Source organism: Aeromonas sp. QDB39, from assembly GCF_027707585.1.
GTDB classification, from domain to species: Bacteria; Pseudomonadota; Gammaproteobacteria; order Enterobacterales; family Aeromonadaceae; genus Aeromonas; species Aeromonas hydrophila.
The window spans coordinates 13,995-38,739 of the sequence record NZ_JAPCIV010000044.1 but is presented as its reverse complement, the minus strand read 5'-3'; the positions used below and the strand labels follow the sequence as shown (position 1 = coordinate 38,739).

Annotated in this window: 26 protein-coding genes; 25 read left to right on the top strand and 1 reads right to left on the bottom strand. The window is 62.1% G+C overall.

Annotated features, from left to right (window positions below):
- Positions 1–168: 168 nt before the first annotated feature.
- From PG899_RS20620 to PG899_RS20525, 20 genes are all read left to right on the top strand, one after another.
- Positions 169–600 carry a Mor transcription activator family protein gene (locus PG899_RS20620; protein WP_130627552.1) on the top strand — a complete coding sequence of 144 codons (432 nt, stop codon included), beginning with the start codon at positions 169–171 and terminating at the stop codon, positions 598–600.
- Between the two features lie 136 nt (positions 601–736).
- Positions 737–1,387 (top strand): Qnr family pentapeptide repeat protein, encoded by a 651-nt coding sequence (locus PG899_RS20615; RefSeq protein WP_130627553.1) that lies wholly within the window; start codon positions 737–739, stop codon positions 1,385–1,387.
- 101 nt (positions 1,388–1,488) lie between these two features.
- Complete coding sequence (locus PG899_RS20610; protein WP_130627554.1) at positions 1,489–2,076, top strand: glycoside hydrolase family 108 protein; 588 nt, start codon at positions 1,489–1,491, stop codon at positions 2,074–2,076.
- Positions 2,073–2,375: a hypothetical protein gene (locus PG899_RS20605; RefSeq protein WP_069652688.1), complete on the top strand. Its 303-nt coding sequence runs from the start codon at positions 2,073–2,075 to the stop codon at positions 2,373–2,375. The genes PG899_RS20610 and PG899_RS20605 overlap by 4 nt, the downstream gene beginning before the upstream one ends.
- Positions 2,368–2,589 (top strand): hypothetical protein, encoded by a 222-nt coding sequence (locus PG899_RS20600; RefSeq protein ID WP_043133770.1) that lies wholly within the window; start codon positions 2,368–2,370, stop codon positions 2,587–2,589. The genes PG899_RS20605 and PG899_RS20600 overlap by 8 nt, the downstream gene beginning before the upstream one ends.
- A 21-nt stretch (positions 2,590–2,610) precedes the next feature.
- Entirely contained in the window at positions 2,611–2,838 is a 228-nt protein-coding gene (locus tag PG899_RS20595) for a TraR/DksA C4-type zinc finger protein (RefSeq protein ID WP_042074576.1), read from the top strand.
- A 59-nt stretch (positions 2,839–2,897) separates the two neighbouring features.
- Positions 2,898–3,200 (top strand): DUF2730 family protein, encoded by a 303-nt coding sequence (locus tag PG899_RS20590; RefSeq protein WP_128296927.1) that lies wholly within the window; start codon positions 2,898–2,900, stop codon positions 3,198–3,200.
- The gene (locus PG899_RS20585; protein WP_010674005.1) at positions 3,197–3,493 is read left to right on the top strand and encodes a VpaChn25_0724 family phage protein; all 297 of its coding nucleotides are present in this window, start codon (positions 3,197–3,199) and stop codon (positions 3,491–3,493) included. The genes PG899_RS20590 and PG899_RS20585 overlap by 4 nt, the downstream gene beginning before the upstream one ends.
- A 2-nt stretch (positions 3,494–3,495) precedes the next feature.
- Positions 3,496–4,071: a DUF3486 family protein gene (locus tag PG899_RS20580; RefSeq protein ID WP_130627555.1), complete on the top strand. Its 576-nt coding sequence runs from the start codon at positions 3,496–3,498 to the stop codon at positions 4,069–4,071.
- Positions 4,071–5,630 carry a terminase large subunit domain-containing protein gene (locus PG899_RS20575; protein ID WP_210538336.1) on the top strand — a complete coding sequence of 520 codons (1,560 nt, stop codon included), beginning with the start codon at positions 4,071–4,073 and terminating at the stop codon, positions 5,628–5,630. Before PG899_RS20580 ends, PG899_RS20575 begins: the two co-directional genes overlap by 1 nt.
- Positions 5,630–7,201, top strand: a complete 1,572-nt coding sequence (locus PG899_RS20570; RefSeq protein ID WP_210538337.1) for a DUF935 domain-containing protein — start codon at positions 5,630–5,632, stop codon at positions 7,199–7,201. Before PG899_RS20575 ends, PG899_RS20570 begins: the two co-directional genes overlap by 1 nt.
- Entirely contained in the window at positions 7,201–8,676 is a 1,476-nt protein-coding gene (locus PG899_RS20565; protein ID WP_210538338.1) for a phage head morphogenesis protein, read from the top strand. The genes PG899_RS20570 and PG899_RS20565 overlap by 1 nt, the downstream gene beginning before the upstream one ends.
- Positions 8,673–8,873, top strand: coding sequence for a hypothetical protein (locus PG899_RS20560; RefSeq protein ID WP_210538339.1), 201 nt, complete (start codon positions 8,673–8,675; stop codon positions 8,871–8,873). Before PG899_RS20565 ends, PG899_RS20560 begins: the two co-directional genes overlap by 4 nt.
- The gene (locus PG899_RS20555) at positions 8,873–9,319 is read left to right on the top strand and encodes a phage virion morphogenesis protein (protein ID WP_210538340.1); all 447 of its coding nucleotides are present in this window, start codon (positions 8,873–8,875) and stop codon (positions 9,317–9,319) included. The genes PG899_RS20560 and PG899_RS20555 overlap by 1 nt, the downstream gene beginning before the upstream one ends.
- A gap of 202 nt (positions 9,320–9,521) precedes the next feature.
- Positions 9,522–10,667 (top strand): phage protease, encoded by a 1,146-nt coding sequence (locus tag PG899_RS20550; protein WP_210538341.1) that lies wholly within the window; start codon positions 9,522–9,524, stop codon positions 10,665–10,667.
- A 54-nt stretch (positions 10,668–10,721) separates the two neighbouring features.
- Positions 10,722–11,630: a Mu-like prophage major head subunit gpT family protein gene (locus PG899_RS20545; protein WP_202014440.1), complete on the top strand. Its 909-nt coding sequence runs from the start codon at positions 10,722–10,724 to the stop codon at positions 11,628–11,630.
- Between the two features lie 95 nt (positions 11,631–11,725).
- Entirely contained in the window at positions 11,726–12,034 is a 309-nt protein-coding gene (locus PG899_RS20540; protein ID WP_210538342.1) for an HI1506-related protein, read from the top strand.
- On the top strand, positions 12,031–12,447 hold the full coding sequence (locus PG899_RS20535; RefSeq protein WP_210538343.1) for a gp436 family protein: 417 nt from the start codon (positions 12,031–12,033) through the stop codon (positions 12,445–12,447). The genes PG899_RS20540 and PG899_RS20535 overlap by 4 nt, the downstream gene beginning before the upstream one ends.
- The gene (locus PG899_RS20530; protein ID WP_210538344.1) at positions 12,444–12,881 is read left to right on the top strand and encodes a phage tail terminator protein; all 438 of its coding nucleotides are present in this window, start codon (positions 12,444–12,446) and stop codon (positions 12,879–12,881) included. Before PG899_RS20535 ends, PG899_RS20530 begins: the two co-directional genes overlap by 4 nt.
- Complete coding sequence (locus tag PG899_RS20525; protein WP_210538345.1) at positions 12,878–13,627, top strand: hypothetical protein; 750 nt, start codon at positions 12,878–12,880, stop codon at positions 13,625–13,627. The genes PG899_RS20530 and PG899_RS20525 overlap by 4 nt, the downstream gene beginning before the upstream one ends.
- Positions 13,628–13,749: 122 nt before the next feature.
- On the opposite strand, the gene PG899_RS20520 is transcribed toward PG899_RS20525, so the two are convergent.
- Complete coding sequence (locus PG899_RS20520) at positions 13,750–15,042, bottom strand: HEPN/Toprim-associated domain-containing protein (protein WP_210538346.1); 1,293 nt, start codon at positions 15,040–15,042, stop codon at positions 13,750–13,752.
- Between the two features lie 496 nt (positions 15,043–15,538).
- On the opposite strand from PG899_RS20520, the gene PG899_RS20515 reads away from it, so the two are divergent.
- From PG899_RS20515 to PG899_RS20495, 5 genes are all read left to right on the top strand, one after another.
- Positions 15,539–18,385 (top strand): tape measure protein, encoded by a 2,847-nt coding sequence (locus PG899_RS20515; protein WP_210538347.1) that lies wholly within the window; start codon positions 15,539–15,541, stop codon positions 18,383–18,385.
- Positions 18,382–18,750, top strand: coding sequence for a hypothetical protein (locus tag PG899_RS20510; protein ID WP_180907223.1), 369 nt, complete (start codon positions 18,382–18,384; stop codon positions 18,748–18,750). Before PG899_RS20515 ends, PG899_RS20510 begins: the two co-directional genes overlap by 4 nt.
- On the top strand, positions 18,747–22,367 hold the full coding sequence (locus PG899_RS20505; protein WP_216945377.1) for a curculin (mannose-binding) lectin protein: 3,621 nt from the start codon (positions 18,747–18,749) through the stop codon (positions 22,365–22,367). Before PG899_RS20510 ends, PG899_RS20505 begins: the two co-directional genes overlap by 4 nt.
- Positions 22,368–22,482: 115 nt before the next feature.
- Complete coding sequence (locus PG899_RS20500; RefSeq protein WP_210538349.1) at positions 22,483–23,679, top strand: hypothetical protein; 1,197 nt, start codon at positions 22,483–22,485, stop codon at positions 23,677–23,679.
- A gap of 3 nt (positions 23,680–23,682) precedes the next feature.
- Positions 23,683–24,735: a hypothetical protein gene (locus PG899_RS20495; RefSeq protein ID WP_236748028.1), complete on the top strand. Its 1,053-nt coding sequence runs from the start codon at positions 23,683–23,685 to the stop codon at positions 24,733–24,735.
- The last annotated feature ends 10 nt before the right edge of the window (positions 24,736–24,745 follow it).

Genomic DNA, 24,745 nt, shown 5'->3' with positions numbered 1-24,745 from the left:
TGGTGTGTTTGGAGACAGCCAGTTTACCAGCACCCTGTCTGTCAACTTCCACTTCCCCAAGATCCCGCGAAGAACCTAAAACTATCCCCATCAATGAAAAGACCGGTCGGGTGGTGGGCTATCAGGCTGTTGTGGCAGCCTTTGAGCAGATGCAGGCGGAGGTGCAACATGGATAGCAGCCAAGAGAATCTGGACCTGTTCGCCGAGGACCATGAATCCTTGGGGCAGTTGGTGGACCGGTTGGATCAGATCCCGGCGGCCGAGCTGACTGCCAAATGGCCCAAGGCACTGGCCGAGCTGGTCGATGTGCTTGCCTGTGAACTTGGGCGCGGCGGGATGGCGGCGGATAAGGCCTTGGCCCAGGCCCGCAAGCTGGCATTGGTGCAAGCTCACTATATGGGGGGGCGTGCCTACTACATCCCAACCGGCGATCATCTCAAGGCCGCGCTGCGGGACAGAGCGATCTGGGATGAGTTCAATGGCCGTAATATCGACCAATTGGCCCGCAAGCATGGCCTATCGGTGCCTCAGACCTATGCGGTGGTGGCAGAGCAACGGCAACTGACTAAGAAACGTGTACAGAAGGATTTTTTTGAATGAAAGTTCAATGAATGTATCTTGTCGGTGTGACGGACATACAAATTCGTGATTCAAGGCAAACAGCTTGAGTTCAGGAAGTTTAGTTTAGGTTAATACAATTTATTCACATGACGGTCTTCGTCAGAGGAGTATCAGAATGATCAATGGCTTGCGTTTCGAGGGGCGGCGCTTCGAGCAGCAAGAGGTAGAAGGCGAGCAGTTTAGTGGCTGCAGCTTCGTTGGTTGCGATTTTTCCCGGTTGAATTTGAGTGAGTGTCGCTTCGTTGACTGTAGTTTTTATGATCGGGAACAGGAGCTCAGTTGTCAGCTGCAAGCATGTAATCTGCGTGAGGCGAGCTTCCTACGCTGTGATCTGACCCTAGCGAACTTGAGTCACAGCCAGTGCTTGGGGTTGGAAATGCGTGACTGTCAGGCAATGGGGATTAATTTCTCCCGTGCCAGCTTCGTCAACCAGATTACCCTTAGAAGTTACTTCTGCGACGCTTATTTGACCGGTAACAACTTTAATTACGCCAACTTCGAAGGTTGCTTGCTGGAAAAATGCGAGCTCAGTGGCAACCGGTGGAATGGAGCGAATTTGCAGAGAGCATCTTTGGCTGGATCTGATCTGAGTGATTCAGAGTTTGGACAAATAGAATGGACCAGCTTTAATCTGCAGGGGTGCGATCTGCGAAATAGTGATCTGTCTGGGTTGAATCCGCGACGAGTTAATCTAAACGGGGTAAAAATAAGTGAATATCAGCAGCCAGAGTTGCTGGAACAGCTAGGTATTATCGTCTTCCCCTGATCCCTCTGTCATTTCAGAGTTACCTTTCTAACCCACCATAAACCCGCCCCATTAAGGCCCCTCGGTACGCTGCGATAACGCAGTTTATCGAGGGGCCTTTTATGTTGCCTGATACCTATCCCATAGCGCTTGCCTGGTTGCTCCGTCCCGATGTGGAAGGGGGCGAGGTCAACCATCCGGCCGACCGTGGCGGCCATACCAAGTTCGGCATGGCCGATGTCGCCGACGGCAGGAAGGACGGCATGATCGACCTCGATCGGGATGGTCGGCCGGACATTGCCGTCGGGGATGCGACCCCTGCCCACGCCCAGTTGTTTTACCGCGCGAACTACTGGCTGCCCGCCCGTTGCGATCGGGTTGATAGCGTCTGCCCGCTGATTGCCATTGCCCTGTTCGACGGCGCCGTGCATCACGGCCCTGGTCGCTCGGTGCGCCAGTTGCAGCAGGCGCTCGGCGTCTTGGCCGATGGGGTGCTGGGCTCCCATACCTTGCGGGTGCTGGCCGCCAAGACCGGTCGAGATGGTGGTCGGGCCCTGCTGCTCACGCTGCTTGAGATCCGCGCCGGCTTCATGCTCGGCATCGTGCGCAAAGACCCGAGCCAGTGGGCCAATGCCCACGGCTGGAGCAACCGCCTGCTGCGCCTGCAGAGTTACCTGCTCTCGACCCGGTTCGGTGAGGGGGCGGCATGAGCAAACCCAGCCTCATCAACAAGCGCCGCCAAGCGTTGCAAGGGATCCAGGCCGCCGGGTATTTCGGCATCCCCGAACTCAAGAATCCCCGTTACCTTGCCTGCTTCAAGGATGGGCGCCGCGCCCATCTCAAGGCCGCCCTGGCCGGTGCGGATCTGGAGGCCATCCCGCTCTACAGCCATCACGCCACTCGCCAATCCCTGTACGAGCAGGGCTGGCGGTCGGTAGGGGAGCTGGATCGCCTGCGGGCCCGTGCCCGTCTTACCCCACCTCAACAGAAGGAAACCCATCATGCCTGATTCCCTGTTACCCCAAGCCAAGCCTGCGCTCAGGAGCCGCGCCGTCATCGGCGGCGTCATCGCCGTGGGGGCCGGTATCGCCGGCCTGTTCGGCGTGCCGGTCGATGTCGGTACCCAAACCAGCCTGGTCTCCACCGCCGTGGATCTGGCCAGTGCCATCGGCGGCCTGCTGGCCATCTGGGGCCGCCTCAAGGCGACCCACGTCATCAAGTAATCGGTTCGCAAGGAGACACCCTTGAGCGACCCCATAGACCGCGCCCAGCAGCTCGACGCCGAGCGGACCGGGCGCCTTATTGACGCCCACCGGGCAAGGCCCAAACCCCGTGGCGATGGCATCTGTTGCGATTGTGATGAGCCCATCCCGATTGCACGGCTGCATGCCGAACCCGATGCGCCGCGCTGCATCGAGTGCCAGACCCTATTCGAGCGCAAGGAGGCAATCCGTGTGGGATTTCATCGTTAAGGGGAACAGGAGGCCGCTGCTAGGCCCGATATTGCCGAACCAGACGAAGGGGGCCACCGATGTGGGAATTTATCGTTAAAAACTGGGGGCCCCTGTACGCCCTGGCCAGTCTGGTGGGGTTGATCGTCATCATCTTGCTCTCCAAGACCTACGCCAAGCGTGAAGATGTCACCGGCCTGGCCGCCAGGGTGGCCAGGGTCGAGCAGCAACTCTCGGATCTGCCGACCGAGAAGGAGCTGCACACCCTGCAACTGGAGATCAGCGAATTGCGTGGTGAGCTGCGGGCACTGGCGCCGGAACTGCGCCAGGCCCGCCGGCTCGCCGACCTGCTGCTGGAAAATGAACTCAAGGAGAGAACATGAGCATTCAAGGGATATTGGACGCCCAGCAACGCCTGGTGATCTTGCGATCCTTGCTCGATATCGGCGGGGCCGCCAACGAGTCGATCCTCAATGATTGCCTCGACCAGCTGGGTACCGGCCGGGTGTCCCGGGATCGGGTCAAGACCCTGCTGGCCTGGCTGGATGAGCAGGGGCTGGTGCGCATCGAGAAATTGGCCCAGGTGCAGGTGGCGCACCTGACCGGCCGGGGCCAGGACGTGGCTGAAGGGCGATCCAGCGTGCCGGGTGTCAAGAAGCCTCGGGCGGAGGATTGACCATGGCCGAGAAACCGACCCGGGGCCGCGCCAGCAAGGTGTGGCTGCTGCCCGAAGCTATCCGCAACGCCCTCAACGAGATGCTGCGCGACAAGGGCAACAGCCAGGCCGCCATCCTGGACGAGATCAATGGTCTTATCGAGGGCGCAGGGTTACCCGATGATCTCAAGCTCTCCCGCTCAGGGCTCAGCCGCCACGCCAGTCAGGTGGAGCAGGTGGGCCAGCACCTGCGCGACTTACGGGAGACCACGGCGGCGCTCACCTCCCAGCTCGGTGACAAGCCGATGGGAGAGACCACCAAGCTCATCCTGGAGCTCGGCCGTTCCCAGCTGTTCAAGGCGATGCTGGCCCAGGTGCAGAACCCGGAGGAGGCGGTGGATATCGACATGCTGAAAAACGCCATGTTGGCGGCCCAGCGGCTCGAATCCACCGCCATGCAATCGCATCGCCGGGAGAAAGAGATCCGCCAGGCCTTTGCCGAGGAAGTGGCCGCCAAGACCGAGGCCATCGTCACCCAGGCGGGCCTGAGCGGTGAGGCCGCCGCCGAGATACGCCGCGAAATCCTGGGGATTGTCTGATGACCACGATCGTACAGACCCCTATCGCACAGCAGTTGGCCCAGACCCTCGGTACTGAATACAGCCCCGACGAGGTGTTGCTGCCCTACCAGAAGATTTGGATAGCCGACGAGAGCCCGCTCAAGATCGCCGAGAAGAGCCGCCGCACCGGGATCACCTGGGCGGAGGCGGCCGACGCCGCCCTGACGGCCTCCAAGACCAAGACGGCCGGGGGCTGCCACCACTTCTATGTAGGCAGCAACAAGGAGATGGCGCGAGAGTTTATCGATGCCGTGGCCATGTGGGCCAAGGCGTACAACAAGGCAGCAGGCGAGATCCAGGAGGAGGTGTTCACCGACGACGAGGACAAGGCGATCCTCACCTTCGTGGTCTATTTCGCCTCGGGCTTCAAGGTGCAGGCGCTCTCCAGCAACCCCTCCAACCTGCGGGGGATGCAGGGCAATGTCACCATCGACGAGGCGGCGTTCCACGACCGGCTCGCCGAGGTGCTGAAAGCTGCGATGGCGCTGACTATGTGGGGGGCCAAGGTGCGGCTTATCAGCACCCACAACGGCGTGGACAACCTGTTTAACCAGCTCATCAACGACAGCCGTGCGGGCCGTAAAGAGTATTCCATCCACACCATCAGCCTGGACGACGCCTGCCGCCAAGGGCTCTATCGTCGCATCTGCCAGGTCAAGGGCACGCCCTGGACGCCGGAGGCCGAGGAGAGCTGGAAGGCCGGGCTGCTCAAGGCCACCGCCACCGAAGAGGATGCGCTGGAGGAGTATTTCTGCGTGCCCAAGCAGAGCAGCGGCGTCTATATCAAGCGCACCCTGATCGAGCGGGCCATGCAGCCGGAGATCCCCATCCTGCGCTTCACTTCCCCTGCGGACTTCGAGCTGCAAAGCGAGGAGACCCGCAAGGCGGTGGCGGAGATCTGGTGTGAGGAGAACCTCAAGCCCTGCCTGGAAGCGCTCGATCGCAATTGCCGTCATGTACTGGGGGAGGACTTCGCCCGCAAGGGGGATCTCTCGGTGTTTGTTCCGCTATCCATCGCGACCAGCCTGCGCAAGACCGTGCCCTTCGTGGTGGAGCTGGTCAATGCCCCCTATGAGACCCAGCGCCAAATCCTGTTCTACCTGCTGCAGGGGCTACACCGCTTCACGGCGGCCGCCTTCGATGCCACCGGTAACGGCGGTTATCTGGCAGAAGCTGCTCGGCTGCGCTGGGGCGCCAGCATGATCGAGTGCGTGATGCTCAATGACCCCTGGTACCGGGAGTGGATGCCCAAGCTCAAGGCCGAGTTCGAGGACGACAACCTGGTGATCCCGCGCCATGCAGACGTGCAGGACGACCTCGGCAAAATCCAGGTCATCAACGGGGTACCCAAGATCGACAAGGGCAAGAACACCGGCCAGGGCGGCCAGCAGCGTCACGGCGACTTTGCGGTGGCGCTGGCCATGGCAGTGCGGGCGAGTTGGATGGAAGGGGGCGCCATCGAGTTCACCCCCTTACCTGGTAAACACGATTCAGAGCGCAACGACGACTATCACCGATATGAAAGAGGGGGTTGGTAATGGCCGGACTCATCGACATTCATGGCAACTCGCTGCGCCTGCAGAAGGAGCCGCAGACCGAGAACGACGCCAAGCTGGCCCAACTGCGTCGTCACTACAGCGAGCATCCCACGGTGGGGCTCACCCCGGGCAAGGCTGCAGCAGCGCTGAAAGAAGCGGAGGAGGGGAGCCTCATCGCCCAGTGCGAGCTGGCCGAAGACATGGAGGAGAAGGACGCCCACCTGCAGAGCGAGCTCGGCAAACGGCGCCGGTCCCTGCTCGGGGTGAGCTGGACCATAGAGCCGCCCCGCAATGCGACCCCCGCCGAGCAGCGCGACTGCGAGATGATCCGCGAGCTGCTGGAGGACTTCACCTGGTTGGATGACGCCATCTTTGACGCCACCGATGCGGTGCTCAAGGGGTTCAGTGCCCAGGAGTTCAGCGGCTGGGAGATGGTGGAGGGGCTGCAGCTCCCCAAGGGCATCGTCTGGCGCGATCCCGCCTGGTTCCAGACCCACCCGGATGACTGGAACCAGTTGCGGCTGCGGGACGGTAGCAAGGAGGGGGCAGCCCTCAATCCGTTCGGCTGGGTCATGCACAAGGCCAAGTCGAAGTCGGGGTATCTCGCCCGCACCGGCCTTATCCGCACCCTGGTCTGGCCCTTCCTGTTCAAGAACTACAGCGTGCGGGATCTCGCCGAGTTTCTGGAGATCTATGGCCTGCCGGTGCGCCTGGGCAAATACCCGGAAGGGGCGACCGAGAAGGAGAAGGCGACCCTGCTGCAGGCGGTGCTCTCCATCGGCCATAACGCTGGCGGCATCATCCCCCGGGGGATGGAGATCGATTTCCAGAATGCGGCCAACGGTCAGGCCGATCCCTTTGTGGTGATGATGGACTGGTGTGAGCGCTCCATGAGCAAGGCCATCCTGGGGGGAACCTTGACCAGCCAGGCCGACGGCAAGAGCTCGACCCATGCGCTCGGCAACGTCCACAACGAGGTGCGCCAGGAGGTACGGGATGCAGACCTTCGCCAGCTCGCCGCGACCCTGACCCGGGATCTGGTCTATCCGCTGTTTGCCCTGAACGGCAAGAGCTTCCAGGGGCCGCGCCGCTGCCCGCGCCTGGAGTTTGACGTGACCGAGCCCGAGGACATGCGCGATCTGGCCTATCCGCTGCGGGCCCTGGTGGGCATGGGGATGCAGATCCCGGCCCAGTGGGTGCGGGACAAGCTGCAGATCCCGGCACCCAAGGAAGGGGAAGAGGTGCTGGTCATCGTCGACAAGCAGGCAGGGGCCGGGGAGGCGGCGCTCAAGGCGCAAGGGTTGGCGGCGCTGGCGGCAAAGTCCCCTGCCCGGGGTGATAACAACGATGCCCAGCTGGCCCGGCTGCAGGCCGAGGTGGCCCCTTTGCTCGCCGGCATGACCGATGCTGTCCAGGCACTGGTGATGCAGGCCACCACCCTGGAGGAGATCCGGGATGGCTTGCTGGCGCTGGAGCCCAACCTCAGTCATGACGAACTGGGGGCGCTGCTGGCCCAGGCCATTGCCGCCAGCGAACTGCTCGGCATGCTGGAGATGGAGGAGGGCAACTGATGCCCGTTCGTTACGGCAGTCTGCCGTTTGAGGAGGCGATCGCCTTCTTTCGCCAGAAGCTGAATATGCCGAGCGAGCGCTGGGCCGATGTGTGGCGGGACGCCCATAACCGCGCCTTTATGGTGGCGGGGGCGACCAAGACTGACTTGCTGGCCGACCTGCGCGGGGCGGTGGACAAGGCGATCAGCGAGGGGCAATCCCTCGGTGCATTCCAGAAAGCGTTCAAGGAAATCGTGGCTCGCCACGGTTGGGTGCATACCGGCCCGGCGTCGTGGCGCTCTCGCGTCATCTTCGAGACCAACCTGCGCCAGAGCTACAACGCCGGGCGTGATGACCAGATAGAGCGCATCAAGCACAAGCGCCCCTATGCGCTCTATCGCCACGGCGACTCCGAGCACCCCAGGGAGCTGCACCTCAAGTGGAACAACCTGGTGCTGCCGGTGGACCATCCCTGGTGGGAGACCCACAGCCCCAGCAACGGCTATGGCTGCAAGTGCAAGAAGTTCCTGCTCTCCGAGTCAGATCTCAAACGGCGGGGGCTGACGGTGGGCCAGGCACCGGATGACGGCAATTATGAGTGGGTGGACAAGGCGACCGGGGAGATACACCGGATCCCCCGTGGCATCGATCCGGGTTTCGATTACCGGCCAAAGACGCCCGCCGCCCTGACCGAGGCCGTGGCCAAGCGGGAGGCGGCGAAACCCGCGCTGGCCGAGCGCTTGCCGCAGCGGTTGGTGGAGAGCGCCTTTTCGACCGCCAAGGGGGTGACGGCGCAGGGGGTCAGCGATCTGCTGGCCCAGCTACCCGCACCCCAGCGTGAGCCCTTGGCGGCCTTCCTCAAGGCGCACCCGGTCAAGACCCTGTTTATCAAGCAGACCGAGATGGGCAAGGGGGCGGCAGGGCTCAAGGTTGCGCCGGCCATCGCCGAGTACCTGGGCACAGACCCTTACCTGGTTCGCTCCCTCTATTACACGCGCCGGGCCAGCGCGACCAACGGCTTTACGGCCAAAAGCTGGGGCCATCTGGTTATCAAAGTGAAGGCGGGTGATACACTCAAAGCAGTGGACATGCAGGCGGTGCAAGCGGCGGCGGCCGAGGTGGTCACCGATGCCCATGCCAACACCGGGCCCCGTCACTGGTTGCCAAGGGGGACCAGTGGCGAGACCTTGCGCCGTCACTGGAGCATCTCCGCCAACGTCGGCGGCAAGCAGGGGGAATCAGCCCAGCGGCTCTCAACCTGGTTGCACGAACTCGGTCACCAGGTTCACTTCTGGGCCGGGGAGCCTGACCTGACGGGGGTGGGACTGCTGACGGAGTATGCCGGCAAGACCAGGATGGAAGCCGCCGCCGAGGCATTTGCCGCCTGGGTCTTGGCGAGGGATGCCATGGTGACGCATTTCCCCGAACTGGCCAAACGAGTGGAGGCCATGCTGGCCCAGGCCACGACCGCCAGCCGCAAAGGAGAGAAAGGATGACCCTGTTGGAACAAGCCAGCGCCCTGCTGGCAGAAGATGGCCCCTTTACCCTGGCACAGGCCAAGGCGCTGGATGCCTTGTGCGAACAAGCCGAAGGTGAAGAGGCAGAACTGTTGGGGGATCTCTGGGCCGCCGCCATGGCTGCGGCTGATGAAGAGGCCATGCACTTTATGACCACCTTCGAGGATGACGCCTGATGGCGGGCAGCTTTATCGCCATCAGCCACCACGGGGTGGCCGATGCCCATGAGCTGCTGGCCAGGCTCTATCAGCGCACCGGCGACTTGAGCGAGCCCCTGGCGGATATCGGCGAGGGACTGCTGCTGTCGCACCGAGATCGCTGGGATGCGCAGGAGACCCCGGAAGGAGATCCCTGGGCCCCGCTCTCGGACAAGTACCGCGCCCGCAAGCCGCGCCATGCCGACGAGGTGCTGCGCCTGAACGACGATCTGCGCGACACCCTCAACTATCAGGCCGATCCCCAGGCCCTCTACTTCGGCACCCCGCTGGAATACGGCGCCGCTCACCAGTTCGGCCGCCCCGAGATCAACCTGCCTGAGCGCCCCTATCTGGGGCTGTCGGAAACAGACCAGCAGAGCGTACTGGAGACGCTGGAAGGCTATCTGACGGCGGACGCGCCCTAAGCCTCTGAGTGCGTTTACGGGGGCAGGGCCGGTGCGATGGCATGGCCCGTCCGCTCTTGGCCCAGCAAAACGGTGTTTAAACACCCTTAAACAGTACCGGCACCCCCTGCTGTTGCAGTAACCCACCATAAACCCCACCCCTCTCTCTCCTCCCTGACACTGGCACCAGTGATTTTTGCTATGTCCAGCCGGAGTAAGAGTGATGCCCCCATCTGCGATTGCCGTGGCCATCTTGAATGCCAGACCCACTACCCTGGGGCTGGCCGTGCTCGATGCGGTGCTTGGCCCGAGCGACGACGGTTGGCACCAGTTACTGCCGGTGGGCCCGTTCAAGGCCAGGGATGGCCGCCCCTTCGATGTGCCTGGTGGCCACTGGCAGCTCGACAAGACCATCGCCACTACCCTGATCAACCGGGCCAAGGCGCTCGGTCAAGACATCCTCATCGACTACGACCACCAAACCCTCAAGGTGGATCAGAACGGCCAGCCCGCTCCGGCGGCCGGGTGGTACAACGGCGACGAAATCGAGTGGCGCGAGGGGGAGGGACTCTTTATCAAACCCCGCTGGACCGAGCGGGCCGCCGCCCTGGTCGCTGCCAAAGAGTATCGCTTCCTCTCTGCCGTATTCCCCTATGACGCCCAGGGCCGCCCCCTGGAGCTGCGCATGACCGCCATCACCAACGATCCCGGGGTGGTGGGTATGCAGGCGCTGGCGGCCTTGAGTGCTCAACCGATCCAACCCGGCCAGCCGGCCACCCTCACCAAGGAGAACTCCATGAATGAACTGCTGAAAAAGCTGCTGGCCAAGCTCGGCATCGAGCTGACCGGTGACCCGACCGACGAGCAACTGCAGAAGGCGCTTACCGAGCTCGACAGCCTGCAGGCCAGCGCCAAGAAGGCGCCGGAGCTGGAGGCCGCGCTCTCGGCCGAGAAGACCGCTCTGGCCGCGCTCAAGGCGCAGACGACCTCAGTACAACAAGGAGCCCAGGTTGACCTGGCGCAATACGTGCCGGTGGCGACCTATAACGCCCTGGTCACCCAGGTGGCGGCCCTGACCGCCCAGGTGGACACCACCGATGCCGCGACCCTCATCAAGGAGGCCCGCACCGCAGGCAAGGTGGTGGCGGCCGAAGAGGAGTACCTGACCGCCTATGCCGCCCAGAAGGGGGTGGCCGCCCTCAAGGCCCTGCTGGAGCCGCGCCCGGCCATCGCCGCGCTCACGGCGAGCCAGACCGCTGCCGTCACCCTGCCGGAGAAGAAGGGGGAGGCCGTGCTCTCGGCCGAGGACAAGTACGCCGCCGACCAGCTCGGCATCAGCCACGAGGACTTTGCCAAGGCCAAGGCCTGAGCAAGCCCCGTTTCACGCGAAGGCAGTTCCGTTTAACCAGAGAAGGAATAGACCATGGCCATGATTACACCCGCGCTGCTGCAGTCCCTCTTCACCGGCTTCAAGAAGAACTTTGAGGACGCCAAGAGCGAGGCGCCGACCCAGTACACCAAGATCGCCACCGTGATCAAATCGACCACCAAGTCCAACACCTATGGCTGGCTCGGCAAGTTCCCGAGCTTGCGCAAGTGGGTCGGGGATCGGGTGATCGAGTCGATGAAGACCCACGGTTACCAGATCGTCAACGAGGACTTCGAAGCCACCGTGGCCGTCGATCGCAACGATATCGCGGACGACGAGCTGGGCATCTATGCCCCGCTGTTCGCCGAGATGGGGCGCTCGGCCGGGGTACATCCCGACGAGCTCTGTTTCGGTTTGCTGGGAGCCGGTTTCACCACACCCTGCTACGACGCCCAGTATTTCTTCGATACCGATCACCCGGTCTATCCCAAGGTCGATGGCACCGGCACCCCGGCGCTGGTGGCCAACCTGGTGGTGGATGGCGCCTATACCGGCGAGCCCTGGTTCCTGCTCGATACCAGCCGCGCCCTCAAGCCGATCATCTTCCAGGATCGCAAGTCCCCCGAGCTCATCGCCATGACCAAGATCGACGACGAGGCGGTGTTCACCCGCAAGGAGTTCCGCTACGGGGTGGACTGCCGCGACGCCGCCGGCTTTGGCTTCTGGCAGCTGGCGTTCGCCAACAAGCGGGCGCTGACCCCCGACAACCTGTGGGATGCCTACAGCCGGATGCGGGAGTTCCAGGCGGACGGCGGCCGCAAGCTTGGTATCAAGCCGACCCTGCTGGTGGTGCCGCCCGCCCTGGAGAAGTTGGCGACCAAGATGCTGGAGCGCGAGCTGGAAAGCAGCTCCAGCAACGAGCTCAAGGGCAAGCTGGAACTGGTGGTGGCGGACTACCTGTAAGCGCTGTTTAACGGCAGGGTTAAACGAGCGAGTGTGGGCGTTTAACCCCCGTTTAAACCGGATCCTGGATTGAACGAGACAGAGGGAAACATGAGATGGAACACGAGATGGAACAGGCTATTCGAGTTGGCATCACATCGACGGTTCGTCAGGTCTATTATCGCGCGGCCCTGGCGATTGCACCTGGTAAGTCTGAGCTGGCTGTGTCGCCTGTGCAGTGCGAGACCCTGGAGGCCGATCCGCGCCTGGTGGTCACCCGCCTGGGTGAAGACGTCGCCCTCGCGTCGGCTGATGCACCGCAGACGAACGGGGATCTGGACGCAGCAGTGGGCGGCCTGAGCCCGGCCCCTGATGCGGCAGAGCCTGCGGCCGCACCCGCCAGCAGCAAGAGCAAAGGCAAATGAGCTACGCCAGCGTCAGCGATATGGTGACCCGCTTTGGCGAGGCGGAGCTGTTGCGCCTCGCTATGACCCCGGCCGGCGAGCTGGATGACGCGGCGATCACCGTCGCCCTGCAGGACGCCAGCGCCCTGATCGATGGCTACCTGGCGGGACGCTACCCGCTGCCGCTGGCCCATGTGCCGAGCGCCCTGGTGCCCATCTGCGCCGATATCGCCCGCCACCGCCTCTATGGCGAGCAGGCGCCGGAGCAGATCGCCAAGCGCTATGAGGCGGCCCTGGCCTTCCTCAAATCGGTGGGCAAGGGAGAGCTGGCGCTGGGCCTCGCGGCAGACGGCGAGCAGGTGGAGAGCCAGAACCTGGCCCAGCTGCAGTCCGATGGCCGGATCTTTGGCCGGGGAACTGGGGGCTTCCTATGAGTGCCCCCACGCCTGAACTCGACTACCTGGCGGCGGGGGAGCGGCTGCGCGAGCTGCTGCTGCCCTTGAAAGGGCAAGGGCTCAAGGAGGTGTTTGTGGCCACCGACCTGGAGGCGGTGGCCAACCTGGGGCAGCACACCCCGGCCATTCATGTAATTTACCAGGGAGAGCGAGAGAACGAGAGCAGCCAAAGCGGGCGGCAAAGCGCGTTTGACCAGGTTTGGCTGCTGGTGTTGGTGCATAGGGCCACCCCCAAGGAGGCCAGCGCCGGGGTGTGGCTGGGGCGCATGTTGCAGGCCGTGGCCGGTCGGGCCTGCGGTGACAGTACCTTTCGGCGTGAAAGCGCACCGGTCAAGCCGAGCTACAAGGGTGGGGTGGTCTATCTGCCCCTCGCCTTCAAGACGACAGTGAAATTCAAGGGAGAACGGTCATGAGCGAAACACTGCACCTGGAAGGGGATCTCTATATCGAGACCTTCACCAACAACGTCTCGAACGGGGTGATTGGCCCGGTGGACGTCAACAGCCTGGAAGTCAAACCGGACAGCGAGAAGATCAGTATCCCGAGCAAGCGCAAGCACAAGCTGGGTCAGGCCCGGGAAAGCTACTTCGTGCCCAAGCCTGCCACGGTCAACATCAAGACCAGCGAGATCCCGCCGGTGCTGCTGGCCGCCGCCTTTATGGGGCTGGAGAGCCCCATCAACCAGGGGGCGGGGACGCTGACCGAGGTGCCGGTGACCCTGCTGGCGCACCCCAAGTGGGTGAGCCTGGGCAAAACCAACCTCTCGGCCACCGGCCTGGTGGTGACGGAAGGGGCCACGCCGCTGGTGCTCGGTACCGACTTCGAGATCAACTATGCCCTGGGGCTGCTGCGGGCCACCAAGACAGGCGCGGTGGCAGACGGTGGGCCCGTGACCGTCAGCGCCAGCTATAACGCCGTCACCGGCACCCGCATTGCCGGCAACGTGCAGCCGGAGGTGAAGGCGAAGCTCACCCTGGATGGGCGCAGTGTGATCGGTGGGGAGTCCATTATCCTGACAGTGCCCCGCGCCAGTCTGGCCCCCAAGAAGGCGGTGGACTTCCTGAGCGACAAGCCCATCGAGATCGAACTGGAGGGGGAGCTGCTGGCCCTGGACGGCGAAGATGCGCCTTTCTATGTGGATCGGCCGGAGACGGCGTAAGGGTTGGGGAATAAGCAGCGGCGGGGGGGCCGCCGCTTTGCTTTTCCTTGGACGTCAGATTACGCTTCGCTAATCGAATCTACGAACTACTATACGCAGATATGAAGAGCAAAGGGGAAAGCTTAAATAACAGGAATTACCAACCCTGACTCTCGGATTAACGCATCTATTAATTTTAATAATTTAGATGTGTCATAACTACCATTTCTCAGCATATCCTCGGACTGATCGTAGAAATGCTTTGAGTAGGACTCTTTGAAATCCAATACACCATGCCATGCTTCGATATCTTTTTTGAAGTTACTCCATGTAATTTGAGCTGGGGGGTATTGATCTAAATGAAGGTCAAGATAGCACTCAATTGCTGCTGCCCGCCCATTGATATCAGAGGTGTTAATACCTTCAGGCCCGAGAGTTTTAAAATCTCTTAATTCCTCAAGGTCAGGCAGTAGCATTGCTCTCATGTTGGATGGAAGGTTCAACCTCTCAAGCTTACGAAAAGCATCAACACCCTCTGCATCGTTATCGAAAACAAATAACACCTGATTAAGAACTTCTATTCGTAAAAGTCCCTCTGCGAATTTCACAAGGTTACCAGTTCCCCAGAAGGGATGGCTCTCATCGACATCTATGAAATTGAAAAAATCAGCTACGTCAGGGCGTAGGACATCAAGTACTCGTCGAATAATGCGCGCGTCTGATGAACCTTCAGTAGCGATCAGAACCTTTTGCTTTTGTATCGCTCCAGCTCGGAATGCTTCGCGTTCGACCCAGCCCGCGTAGACAATATGACCAAAAGCCCATCTAACCTCAACGTCTGTATTCGCTTCATTTAGGGCAAAGATCTGCAGCATAGATTCCGCGCTGAGAATGCAAACATTCGCAGAAAGGTAACTGGCTTCAGACCAATAAAGATTTGAGTTCTCATTCCAAGGAATGCGATCAAACAAGTCGATGTCATCGGCAAAACGCCCCTGAGAGATTATGTCTCGGGATGGCATATTGTGATTGACATAATCATCATTTAACTCGGCTAGCGGATAACGACATGCCAAGTTGCAGAATTCTTCAAAAGTGAGATGTTTTTTAACAGAATTTGCCGCATCACAAATATCTGATATTTCTTCTGCATATGAGACTACTGATTGATATTCAGTGCGTGCATTCTCAAGCGTATAACCTAGTAAATTAAGTCTAGGTATAACGCGAGACAATTTTCTAGCAAAAATCTCCTCTGCTTCACCAAGGTCCGGTTCTTCTTCTGGATGCTCTTCATCATCTCCGTAGTTTATTACTTCTGATTTATCACGTCTTAGATCACCATTCTGAAATAAAAATCCATAATCTTTCCCCATGCTATTTTTAGAATATGATAGGGAGACGTTTCCAAGGCGTAGCTCTATCGAAGTTCCCATTTAATTTCCCTTCTCATTATGAATGTTATTGTTGCGGATTAAAGTGGGCGGTAATTGTACTGCTAAATAGCGATGAGATAGGAGATGGGGCTAATCCGATAGTATAGTCTTTCATATAATTCCACCTCACCTTAATCATTACCACGAAAATAAGCTTTAAATCATTGCACTACCAAATTATCTCTAAAGCATTACATATTCGCCTAGCTCCCTCTGACTGTGAAAGCTGAGGTGAAACTGCCACTCGGTCATATTAATTGCTTGTGGGCTAAGGGGAAAGAGTGAGATGAGTTATTCATGAACAACATCAACTAATCAATCAATAATGTGGCTTCACCGACGGGGAGAAGAAAGGAAATCTGGGGCATTCATCTTTCAGCAAATCATACTCGGCAAAGGATGGTTTTTCTATGATATATCTCAGTAATTGGCCATAAACCCTCCCATCTTGTCATCTCTTTACCATGGGGCATATCTGAATCTCTCAGGAATGCCCATGTCTACCTCTTCCAACCTAAAACTCGCGTTAGAACTCGCGGCCAAAGTCACCGGCCGCGAGGATCTGGCCGCGCTGGCGGGGCAGGTGCAGGAGTTGGGCCCACTCTCTGACGAGACTGCCGCCGAGACCGAGCGCCTGGCGCAAACCCTGGAAGGATTGACCCAGCAGCGCGACCTGATCGCTCAGTTCGAGGCCAGCGGCCGCGCCCTGACCCAGCTCGAACTGGCCACCATACTCTCCCGGGATAAGTTGGCCGAACTGCGCCGCGAGCAGCAGGGGGCGGCAGGTAGCGCCCGCCAGCTCACCGACCAGGAGCGACTGCTGGCTTCCGAGGTCAAGCAGCTGGAGCGCCAGCTGATTGCCCAGCACAGCGAAGTTGGCCGCCTGCGTGGGGGCCTATCCCAAGCTGGGATCGATACCCGCAACCTTGCCCAGGAACAGAACAGACTGCAGCGCGAACTGCGCGAGAGCGCGGCCCAAACCGAACGGCTGGGGCGTTCCCTGGTGCAGGGAGCGCAAGGCGCTGGCGGCTTCCAGGGAGCCATCGGTAGCCTGACCGGCCGCCTGGTGGCGATGGCCGGTACCTGGTTCGGTATCCAGACCCTCACCACCCAACTGATGGCCATGTTCCAAACCGGCGATCAGGCCGAGCGGCTCAGTGTGCAGCTCAAGGCGGTGATGGGGTCGATTGCCGGTGGCAAAGAGGCGTCTGCCTGGATCCAGGACTTCGCCAAGAACACCCCGCTGCAGCTCGACGAGGTGACCCAGGTCTTCGTGCGCCTGAAGGCCTTTGGCATCGATCCCATGAACGGTTCGATGCAGGGCATCGTCGATCAGGCTTACAAGCTGGGCGGCGGATTTGAGGAAGTGCAGGGCATCTCCCTGGCCCTCGGCCAGGCCTGGGCCAAGCAGAAGCTGCAGGGTGAAGAGATCCTGCAGCTTATCGAACGCGGGGTGCCGGTGTGGCAACTGCTGGAGCAGGTCACCGGCAAGAACACCGCCGAGCTGCAGAAGCTCTCGGAAGCGGGCAAGCTCGGCCGGGACACTATCCAGGCGCTAATGAACGAGATCGCCGCCCAGTCGAGCGGAGCTGCGGCCAACAACATGAGCCTGCTCTCGGGGCTTATCTCCAACGCCCAGGACAACCTGGCCAAGTTCTACCGCATGGTGGCGGAGAACGGGGCGCTGACCTGGCTCAAGAACCAGCTGGCCAGCCTGAACCGTGAATTCGACCAGATGGCCCAGGATGGCCGCCTGCAGGCGTGGGCCCAGCGCCTCTCCGACGGCATCGTCGGGCTTGGGGAATCCATCAAGGCCTTCATCCAGACCGTCTATGCCTGGCGAGATGCCCTGCTGGTGATGGCCCAGGCTTGGTATGGCCTGAAAATCGCGGGCTGGATTGCCGATCTGCGCGGCCTCTATGGTCAGTTCATCGCCCTGCCGGCGGCGACGGCCACGGCGGCGGGGGGCATGACCACGGCAGGGACGGCAGCGGCCGCCGCCTCTATCGGGATGCAAGCTCTTGGGATGGCGATCAAGGGGTTGCTGGCCGCCGTCACTGTCGAGTCGATATTCCAGATCATCCGTCTGGCCACCGCCCTCAAGGAGTGGATGCAGGCCGAGCTGGCGCTGCGAGAATCCCAGGCGCTGCGTGCGCAGACCCAGGCTCAGCTCAATGGCCAACTGGCTGCCCTCTCTGCCGAGTTGGGAGTGGCTATCACCAGCATGGCGGATCTCGACCGCCTGGTCGCCGAGGGCAAGGTACATTACGACGAGGCCACCGGCAGTTGGCGAGCGGGGGCCGCCGCCGTTCAGGCGCTCGGCACTGAGGCCAAGCAGACCCGCGACTACCTGGATGAGATCAACGCCGTCGCCAGGAAAACGGCGGCAGAGCTCCCCGCCACGTTGGGCAAGGCAGCCCAGACCCTGGGGCTGGACTTCGAGCGGGCCAATGGCCGTATCGGCGAGAGCTTCAAGGAGACCCTCAGCGCCCTGGATACCCTGGTGCAGCACAGCGGCTCCAGTTCGGCGGCCTGTGAGGAGTACCTGGCGGCAGCGTTCAACCAGGCGAAGAACAAGGCCGAGATCGACGCGGTGATCGAGCGCATGAAGGCAATGACCAAGCAGGGCCAGCTCACCGGGGATGGCATCACCCGCTCCATGGCCATCGCGGCTGACGCCATGAGCAAGGTGAAGGGGGGCAGCGGTGACGCCAAACAGGCGGTGGCGGCGATCGGCGATGGCTTCGACTCGGCGGCCGCCAGGGCCAAGAGTGCCACCGATGCCATGCGCTCGGGCCTTCGTGGCGTACAGGATGAGGCGGAGCAGACCGGCAACGCCGTGGCCTCGGCCGGTGGCGGGGGCGGTGCGGGCAGTGGCCGGGGGGAGGTCACCCGCAGCGTGGGGGCCGGCTCGTTCTTCTACAAGACCGTGGACATCAACAACCTGCGCGGCAACGCCGATGCCCTGGCCAATACCCTCGCCGGCGTGGAAGAGGAGCTGGCCCGCTACAGCCAGAAGGTCAGGGACATTCCCGCCTATAGCGAGTGGAGCAAGTATTACGGCGAGAAATTCCAGAAGGAGATGGAGGCCATGCGCACTAAGCTCCAGCAGGAACTGAGCAAAGCCCAGGCGAAAGAGACCCAGCAGGCGCAAGCCCCCACTTCGGCCGCCGGCCAAGCCAGGCCATCAAGCCTGCCCCAAACCTCGTTCAATCCGGGGCAACCCCAGCGGATCATCATCGAGTTGCGTGCATCGAACGGTGCCAAGGCCGAGGTGCAGGCCGATGAGGCCAATGCCGCCGCCCTTATCAACCTCCTTAAACAGCAGGGACTGCGCTCATGAACGTCACCTTAAACGGGCTGCACCTGCCCGATGATCTCATCTGGCGCGACGAGTTCGATTGGGCCCCCGTCGAGCAAGTGGTCACGCCGACGCTCTCTGGCGCTCTCCTGGTCGAGGAAACGGCCAAACCGGAGGGGCGCCCCATCACTCTGGTGGGTCATTGCCCCCGCGCCACCGTGCTCGCACTCAAGGCGCTGGAGGCCCAGGTGGCCCAGCTGATGACCCTGACCCTGCTGGATGGACTGCAGCGGGAGGTGTTCTGGCGCAGGCCCGGCATCGTGGCCACCCCGTTGATCGAGATGGCCGACCCCGAGGCGGGTGAGCCCTATGCCTTGACCCTTAACTTCACCGAGGTGATCCGATGAGCATTCTTTCCGGCGACATCAAGCTGCTCGGCAGCCAGCGCCTGACGGACACCCCCGATGGCGGCGGCCGGGTGACCGGCCACGAGATCGTCAGTGGCGAGCACAACAGCCTGTTCCCCGACATCAGCGATCTCGACCGCGCCTATGGGGTGGTCAACCTGCGCAAGGCCTTCTTGACGGTGCAGACCGACAACACCGACACCTATTACGGCGCCAACACTACTGTGCTGCTGCCGCCGAGCGACCCCAACGTGGGCCTGTGCCTGATGAGCACCGGGGATCACCACGACACCCGCGCCGAGGCCCGCGACGTGCTGGAGCGCTACCTGGCCCGTGGGCCCAAGTGGCGCGGCTTTCTGTACGACACCCAGCTGGAAGGGCAGCGGGCGATCCGCTTCTTCCAGCGCGTCGAGGTGCGCCTGCCGGAGGTGGGGGAGACCCTGGTGCTGGTCGGCAACGAGGGCAAGGCCGGCGAGTTCGAGCAGTATGTGCGGGTGCTGGAGGTGACCCAGCAACTGGCCAAGTTCCAGATCCCCGGGGTGCCCGAGTTCACCCGCAACGTGGTGACCTGCAAGCTGGCGGATCCGCTGTGCTACACCTTCGAGGGGGAGCAGCCGACCCCCTATGACGTGGTGACCAACCTCAAAACCGCCCTGCGCGAGACCGTGGTGGCCGATGCGGCCAACTACTTCGCCACCACCAAGCTCGCGGAAAATGCGGCGTTCGGGGCCATGCAGGTGAAGGCCAAGACCATCTTCACCCAGCTGGTGCCGGCGGCCAGGAGCGAGACCCCGGCGGTGGATCTGACCGCTGCCGGCGAGCTGGCCAGCCTGGTGGATTCCGGCAAGGCCCTGGTCACCTTCTCGACCGTTGCCAGCATCGCCCCGAGTCGGGGCCTGTTCCTCGGCACCGGCGTCAAGCCGGGGACGCTCAGCATCACCATCGGCGCGGCAACCATCACCGACAAGGGGGGCGAGCTGGTTGTCGCCGGGTCTGTGGTGGGGGCTATCGACTATGGCCGGGGCCAGCTGGAGTTCAACGCCCAGTGCCCGAACTACGGCACCGCGAGCAAGAGCGTCAGTTTCTGGCCGGCGGCCCGCCCGTCGCGTATCGCCGACACGGCCCAGATCGAGATCAAGGCCAACAACCGGGGCTATGCCTACACCATCACCCTGCAGCCGACCCCGGCGCCGGGCACCCTGACGGTGTCGTTCATGGCGCAAGGCAAATGGTACGACTTGAAGGACAACGGCCGGGGCGAGCTGTTCGGGGCAGACAGGTCATACGGGTCCGGTGTGGTCAATCTGGCCACCGGCTCGGTCATGCTGACCCTGGGGGCGCTGCCGGACGTGGACACGGCGATCCTGTTCAGCTGGGCCACCCCGGTCAACTACACCAACCGCAGCGGCCAGGCCATCAGCATCAGCAAGAGCGCCTGGCAGCTGCCCCACACCGGCATCACCCCCAAGAGCCTGATCCTGACCTGGGGCGCGGGCCTGACTGCCAACGATGCGGTGGGGGATGGGCGGATCCGGGGCGACATCACCGGCACCATCGACTATGCCGAGGGCATCATCGATCTGGAGCACATCACCCTGCCGGCGCTGGGCCAGGAGTACGTGGCCCAGTACCAGTACGGCGAGCCGGTGACCGAGCGCCACATCGAGCCCGGGCGCCTCAGCACCCCCGGCCAGGTGGGGCACCTCTCCATCACCCTGGACGGTGACGGCGGCGGTGCGCTCAACCTCACCCCGGGGTCGGTGCGGGTGAAGTTCAACGCGCTTTACAACATCGTGGCGGCCGATGAGCGGATCCTCTCCATCGAGAAGAAGGACCCCATCATCACGCTGCAGGACGATGGGCAGGGCAACCTGAAAGACGCCAGCGGCAACGTGCTGGGCGCCATCGACTACGGCGCCGGCACCCTGCATTTCATGCCGGACGGCACCGCCCTGCTGCCAGAACCCACCTATGCCTGGGTGCCGGCGGGCAGCCATCAGGACCCGGTGACGGGCACCTGGTACACCGACATGCGCTGGACCCTGACAGGCTTCCAGTACGTCAACACCGCCTACACCTTCCCCGATGGCGAGGGGGGCTGGGTCGATGTGACCTACCGCAACAACAACAGCGCCCTGGCGCAGAATGCCACCCTGACCGCCCAGGCGCTGCGGATCGACGTGACCCCGGGCTATGCCGAGGCGATCCTGGAGGGCTCGATGCGCTTCACCCTGGGGGGCAGCACCTACGTGGACCGCCAGGGGTTGCTCTACCGCAACCCTGACCCGGAGACCGGTGCCGGCATCCAGGCGGGCACCATCGACTACAGCAACGGGCTGGCGGTGCTGGCCGACTGGGCGGCAGGGCAGGGGGCCCAGCCGTCGCTGCAGTCCCTGGCCACCTCGTTCAGCGTTCAGTCGGTGGATGCGGTGACCTTCCGCACCCCCGGGGCCCCGGTGGCCCCGGGCAGCCTCTACCTCAGTGCCAACACCGCCACCGGGCGGCGCATCGAGGCGACGGCAGACGGGGACGGCTATTTCACCACCACCGACATGGATGGCCGGGTGAACTACCAGACCGGGGTGGTGTGGGTGCGCTTTGGCCGCAAGGTCACGGCCGCCGGCAACGAGGGGCAGCCCTGGTATGACGCCGAGCAGGTGGGGGAGGACGGCAAGATCTGGCGCCCGCTCAGCGTGGTGGCCGACACCATCCGGTTCAACTGCGTGGTGTTCAGCTATCTGCCGCTCGATGCCGACATCATCGGGCTGGATCCGGTGCGGCTGCCGTCCGATGGCCGGGTGCCGTTCATCCGCACCGGCAACATCGTGGTGGTGCACAGCACCCGCAAGGCCGCCTTCCCGATGGGGGTCAGTGCCGGGCAGCAGCTCAACACCGGCCGCGAACGGCTGGCTTATGCCCATGTGGAGGACAAGGACGGCAAGCAACTGCCCCAGGCGCTCTACAGCGTCAACCTGGACAGCGGCGTGGTGACGCTTGCCAGCCCCTTGAACCTGACCGGTTACGCCGAACCCCTCTACGTGGTCCACCGCATCGAGGACATGAGCCTGGTCAGCGACGTGGAGATCTCGGGCCGGCTCAGACTGGCCAGGCCCTTGTCCCACGCCTATGACGCCGCCGACACCCTGGTGTCCAGTGCGCTCATCATCGGCGACTTGTGGGCGCGTTACACCGGGCTGTTCGATCAGAAGAGTTGGACCAATGTCTGGTCTGATTACCTCATCGGCGACCAGTCCACGGCGCAGTACAACGACACCGACTACCCGATCCAGGTCTCCAACCGCGCCACCCTGCAGGAGCGCTGGGCCATCATCTTCAACTCCAGCACCAACTTTGTGCTGGTCGGGGAGCATGTGGGCCAGATCGCGGTGGGGGACGTGAACACCGACTTGGCGCCCATCAACCCCAACAACGGCCAGCCCTATTTCCTGCTGGATCACCGTGGCTGGGGGGCAGGCTGGTCGAGCGGCAACGTGCTGCGCTTCACCACCCAGGCGGCGGCGTACCCGCTCTGGGTGATCCGCACCATCCTGCAGTCGGTGGCAGCCCAGGAAACCGACAAGTTCGAGCTGCAGCTGCGCGGCAACGTCAACCGCTGACAGGTAGCAGTGCAGGAAAGTGACGGCGCCGAGGGCCTGCACCCCGTTGACGCGCTAGCCACTGATGCGAGTGGGGCAATCTGCCCCACCCTGACTGATTCAACTGGAGAACACCATGGCTACTTTCCCCGTGAAGTGGTATGCGAGCGAGATGCAAGGCGCCCCCAACCTGGGGGATACCAGCGCCGGGGCCCTGACGGCCCTGCTCAAGGCCGTGCTGGTGACCGGGTTCGGCACCCTCACCCTTAACAGTCTGGTGTGGGACGCCGCCGAGAATGCCGCCAAGGCGACCATCTCTGGCGGTCACGCTTACCTGAAAGACTCGGTGATTGAGGTGACCGGTGCAAGCCCTGCCGCCTACAACGGCGAGCACCGAGTCAAGAAGGTGAGCACCACCGAGGTGTGGTTCGAGTTGGACGGTGGCAACCCCGGGGCTTCTGCCAGCGGCACCCTCACCATGAAGGTGGCCCCGCTCGGCTGGACCCTGACCCACGAGAGTGCAGACGGCATGGTGGCCATCTACCGCCCGACCGATGTATCGGCATCTGGCAACGTCAGTTTGCGTATCGACAACACCGCATTCAGCGGCTGGACAGGAACCAGCAGTGCCTATCTGGCTAAGGCCCAGCTCGTCGAGGATGTGGTGGGCATAGATACCTATACCCTGATCTACGATCATCGCTGGCCCGCGACCAAGCGCTACAGCGACGGGCGCTGGGATCTCATAGGCGACAGTCAACTGCTCTTTTTCCTGCCCGCGTATGCCGCCCACAACTACCAAGCATTGCTGATGTTCGGCTATATCAACTCGGTGCGCCCCGGTGACCGTTATCATGCGCTCTTGGCGACATACTGTGTCCAGAGTGCGAATGATACTGCGCGCCGTTGGGACGCATCGACTTCATCACCCTCTTACGCTTATGTGTATAACAACTTGCTTTCCTTCGATGAGTCCAGTCACAGGGTCATAGCCCGAGCTTACCATCAGCTTTATGGTACGACCGTGTGGTGGTTGAAGGGGGTATTTCCCAGATTTGGTACGGGGTTGACGGTCCCCAACGGGCCGGATAACGGGTTCTATCTGTGTACGGATCCCATCATGGTGCTGGAGACCAATAACCACCTGCGGGGCCATCTCCCCGGGGTCGTGGTGCCCTATGCCAACCTAGCCGCATGGGGTCGTAAAAACTTTAAAGACATGCCAGCACTGCCCGGCAAGATCGTGCGGTTTGTCCAAGCCACCTACAACGAGAATAGTTTTAACTATGCTCCCACCCTGATTGGCTTTGATCTCACAGGTCCCTGGAGGTAAGCCATGGCGCTTGGCGATGTTGTCTACGAGAAGGTGATTGATTTCGCTGTTACCCCCAACGTACCCACGACCCTCTTTGGCACGGGTATCTCCGCAGCCTACGAGTCCGTCAGCAAGACCCTGCAGGCCAGCATCGGCCTCGCGCAGGGCGGCGTTATTTTCAGTGGGGAGCCTACCTGTCAGGAGTATGACGCCGAGTGTGAACTCACGCTCAAGATAGTGTCGGACTCTGCGGGTAGAAAGCACGTTGGGGGTTGGTTAGTGACTCCCACGGGCACCCAAGCTAATGGATACCGCTTCTTTGCGCTCGATAACACCTTCGGGATAAGTAAATGGATCAATGCGGTTGAGTCCTCAGTTCAATCCGCCTCCAATAGCACTGGTAGCGGGTTAGTGGTGGGCCAGAGCTACCGGGTGAAATTCACGAAGGTCGGCACCAACCTGACGCTGTATGTCAATGACGTACAGGTCATGCAGGCCAGTGATAACACCCACTTTAATCTGAGGCCTGCCCTGTTCCTCTACGGCTGTACGGTGCAGGTCTCAAAGATTATCTGGCGGCATCTCGATTCGGCGCTCACCTTGGGGGAGGTGAGAACCCACCGCATGAGGTTCACCCCTGCCAATCAGGAGCCGCGCAGCGTGTTCCAGCCGCAGGACGTGGCTTGGGTCAGTGGGGAGGGCAGAGGCTATGCGGGCCCCGTGAACCCCACCCAGCTAGACACGAATCTCCTTTGTTCTGGGCTGGACAGGTACTGGCTGCGGGATGGGGTTCAGAACGTGCTGCAGGGCTACATCGAGAGCACGGTCACGATCAACGGGGAGGGGGTCGCCCGCCGGGTGCTCTGCTTCGGCCAGGCGGGCAACCTGGTCGGCGAGACCATGAGCCGCGCCAGCGATGGCAAATACCGGTTCGATCTCTTGTGGCTCAACCGCCGCTATATGCTGGTCGCCCAGGACGATCCGGCGTTCGGCCCCGCCGACTACAACGCCGTGGCGGCCGACTTCCAGCTCCCCACCCCCTACGCCCCCGGTGAGGGGGTCGGCCTGGCCTGATAGGGCCGCA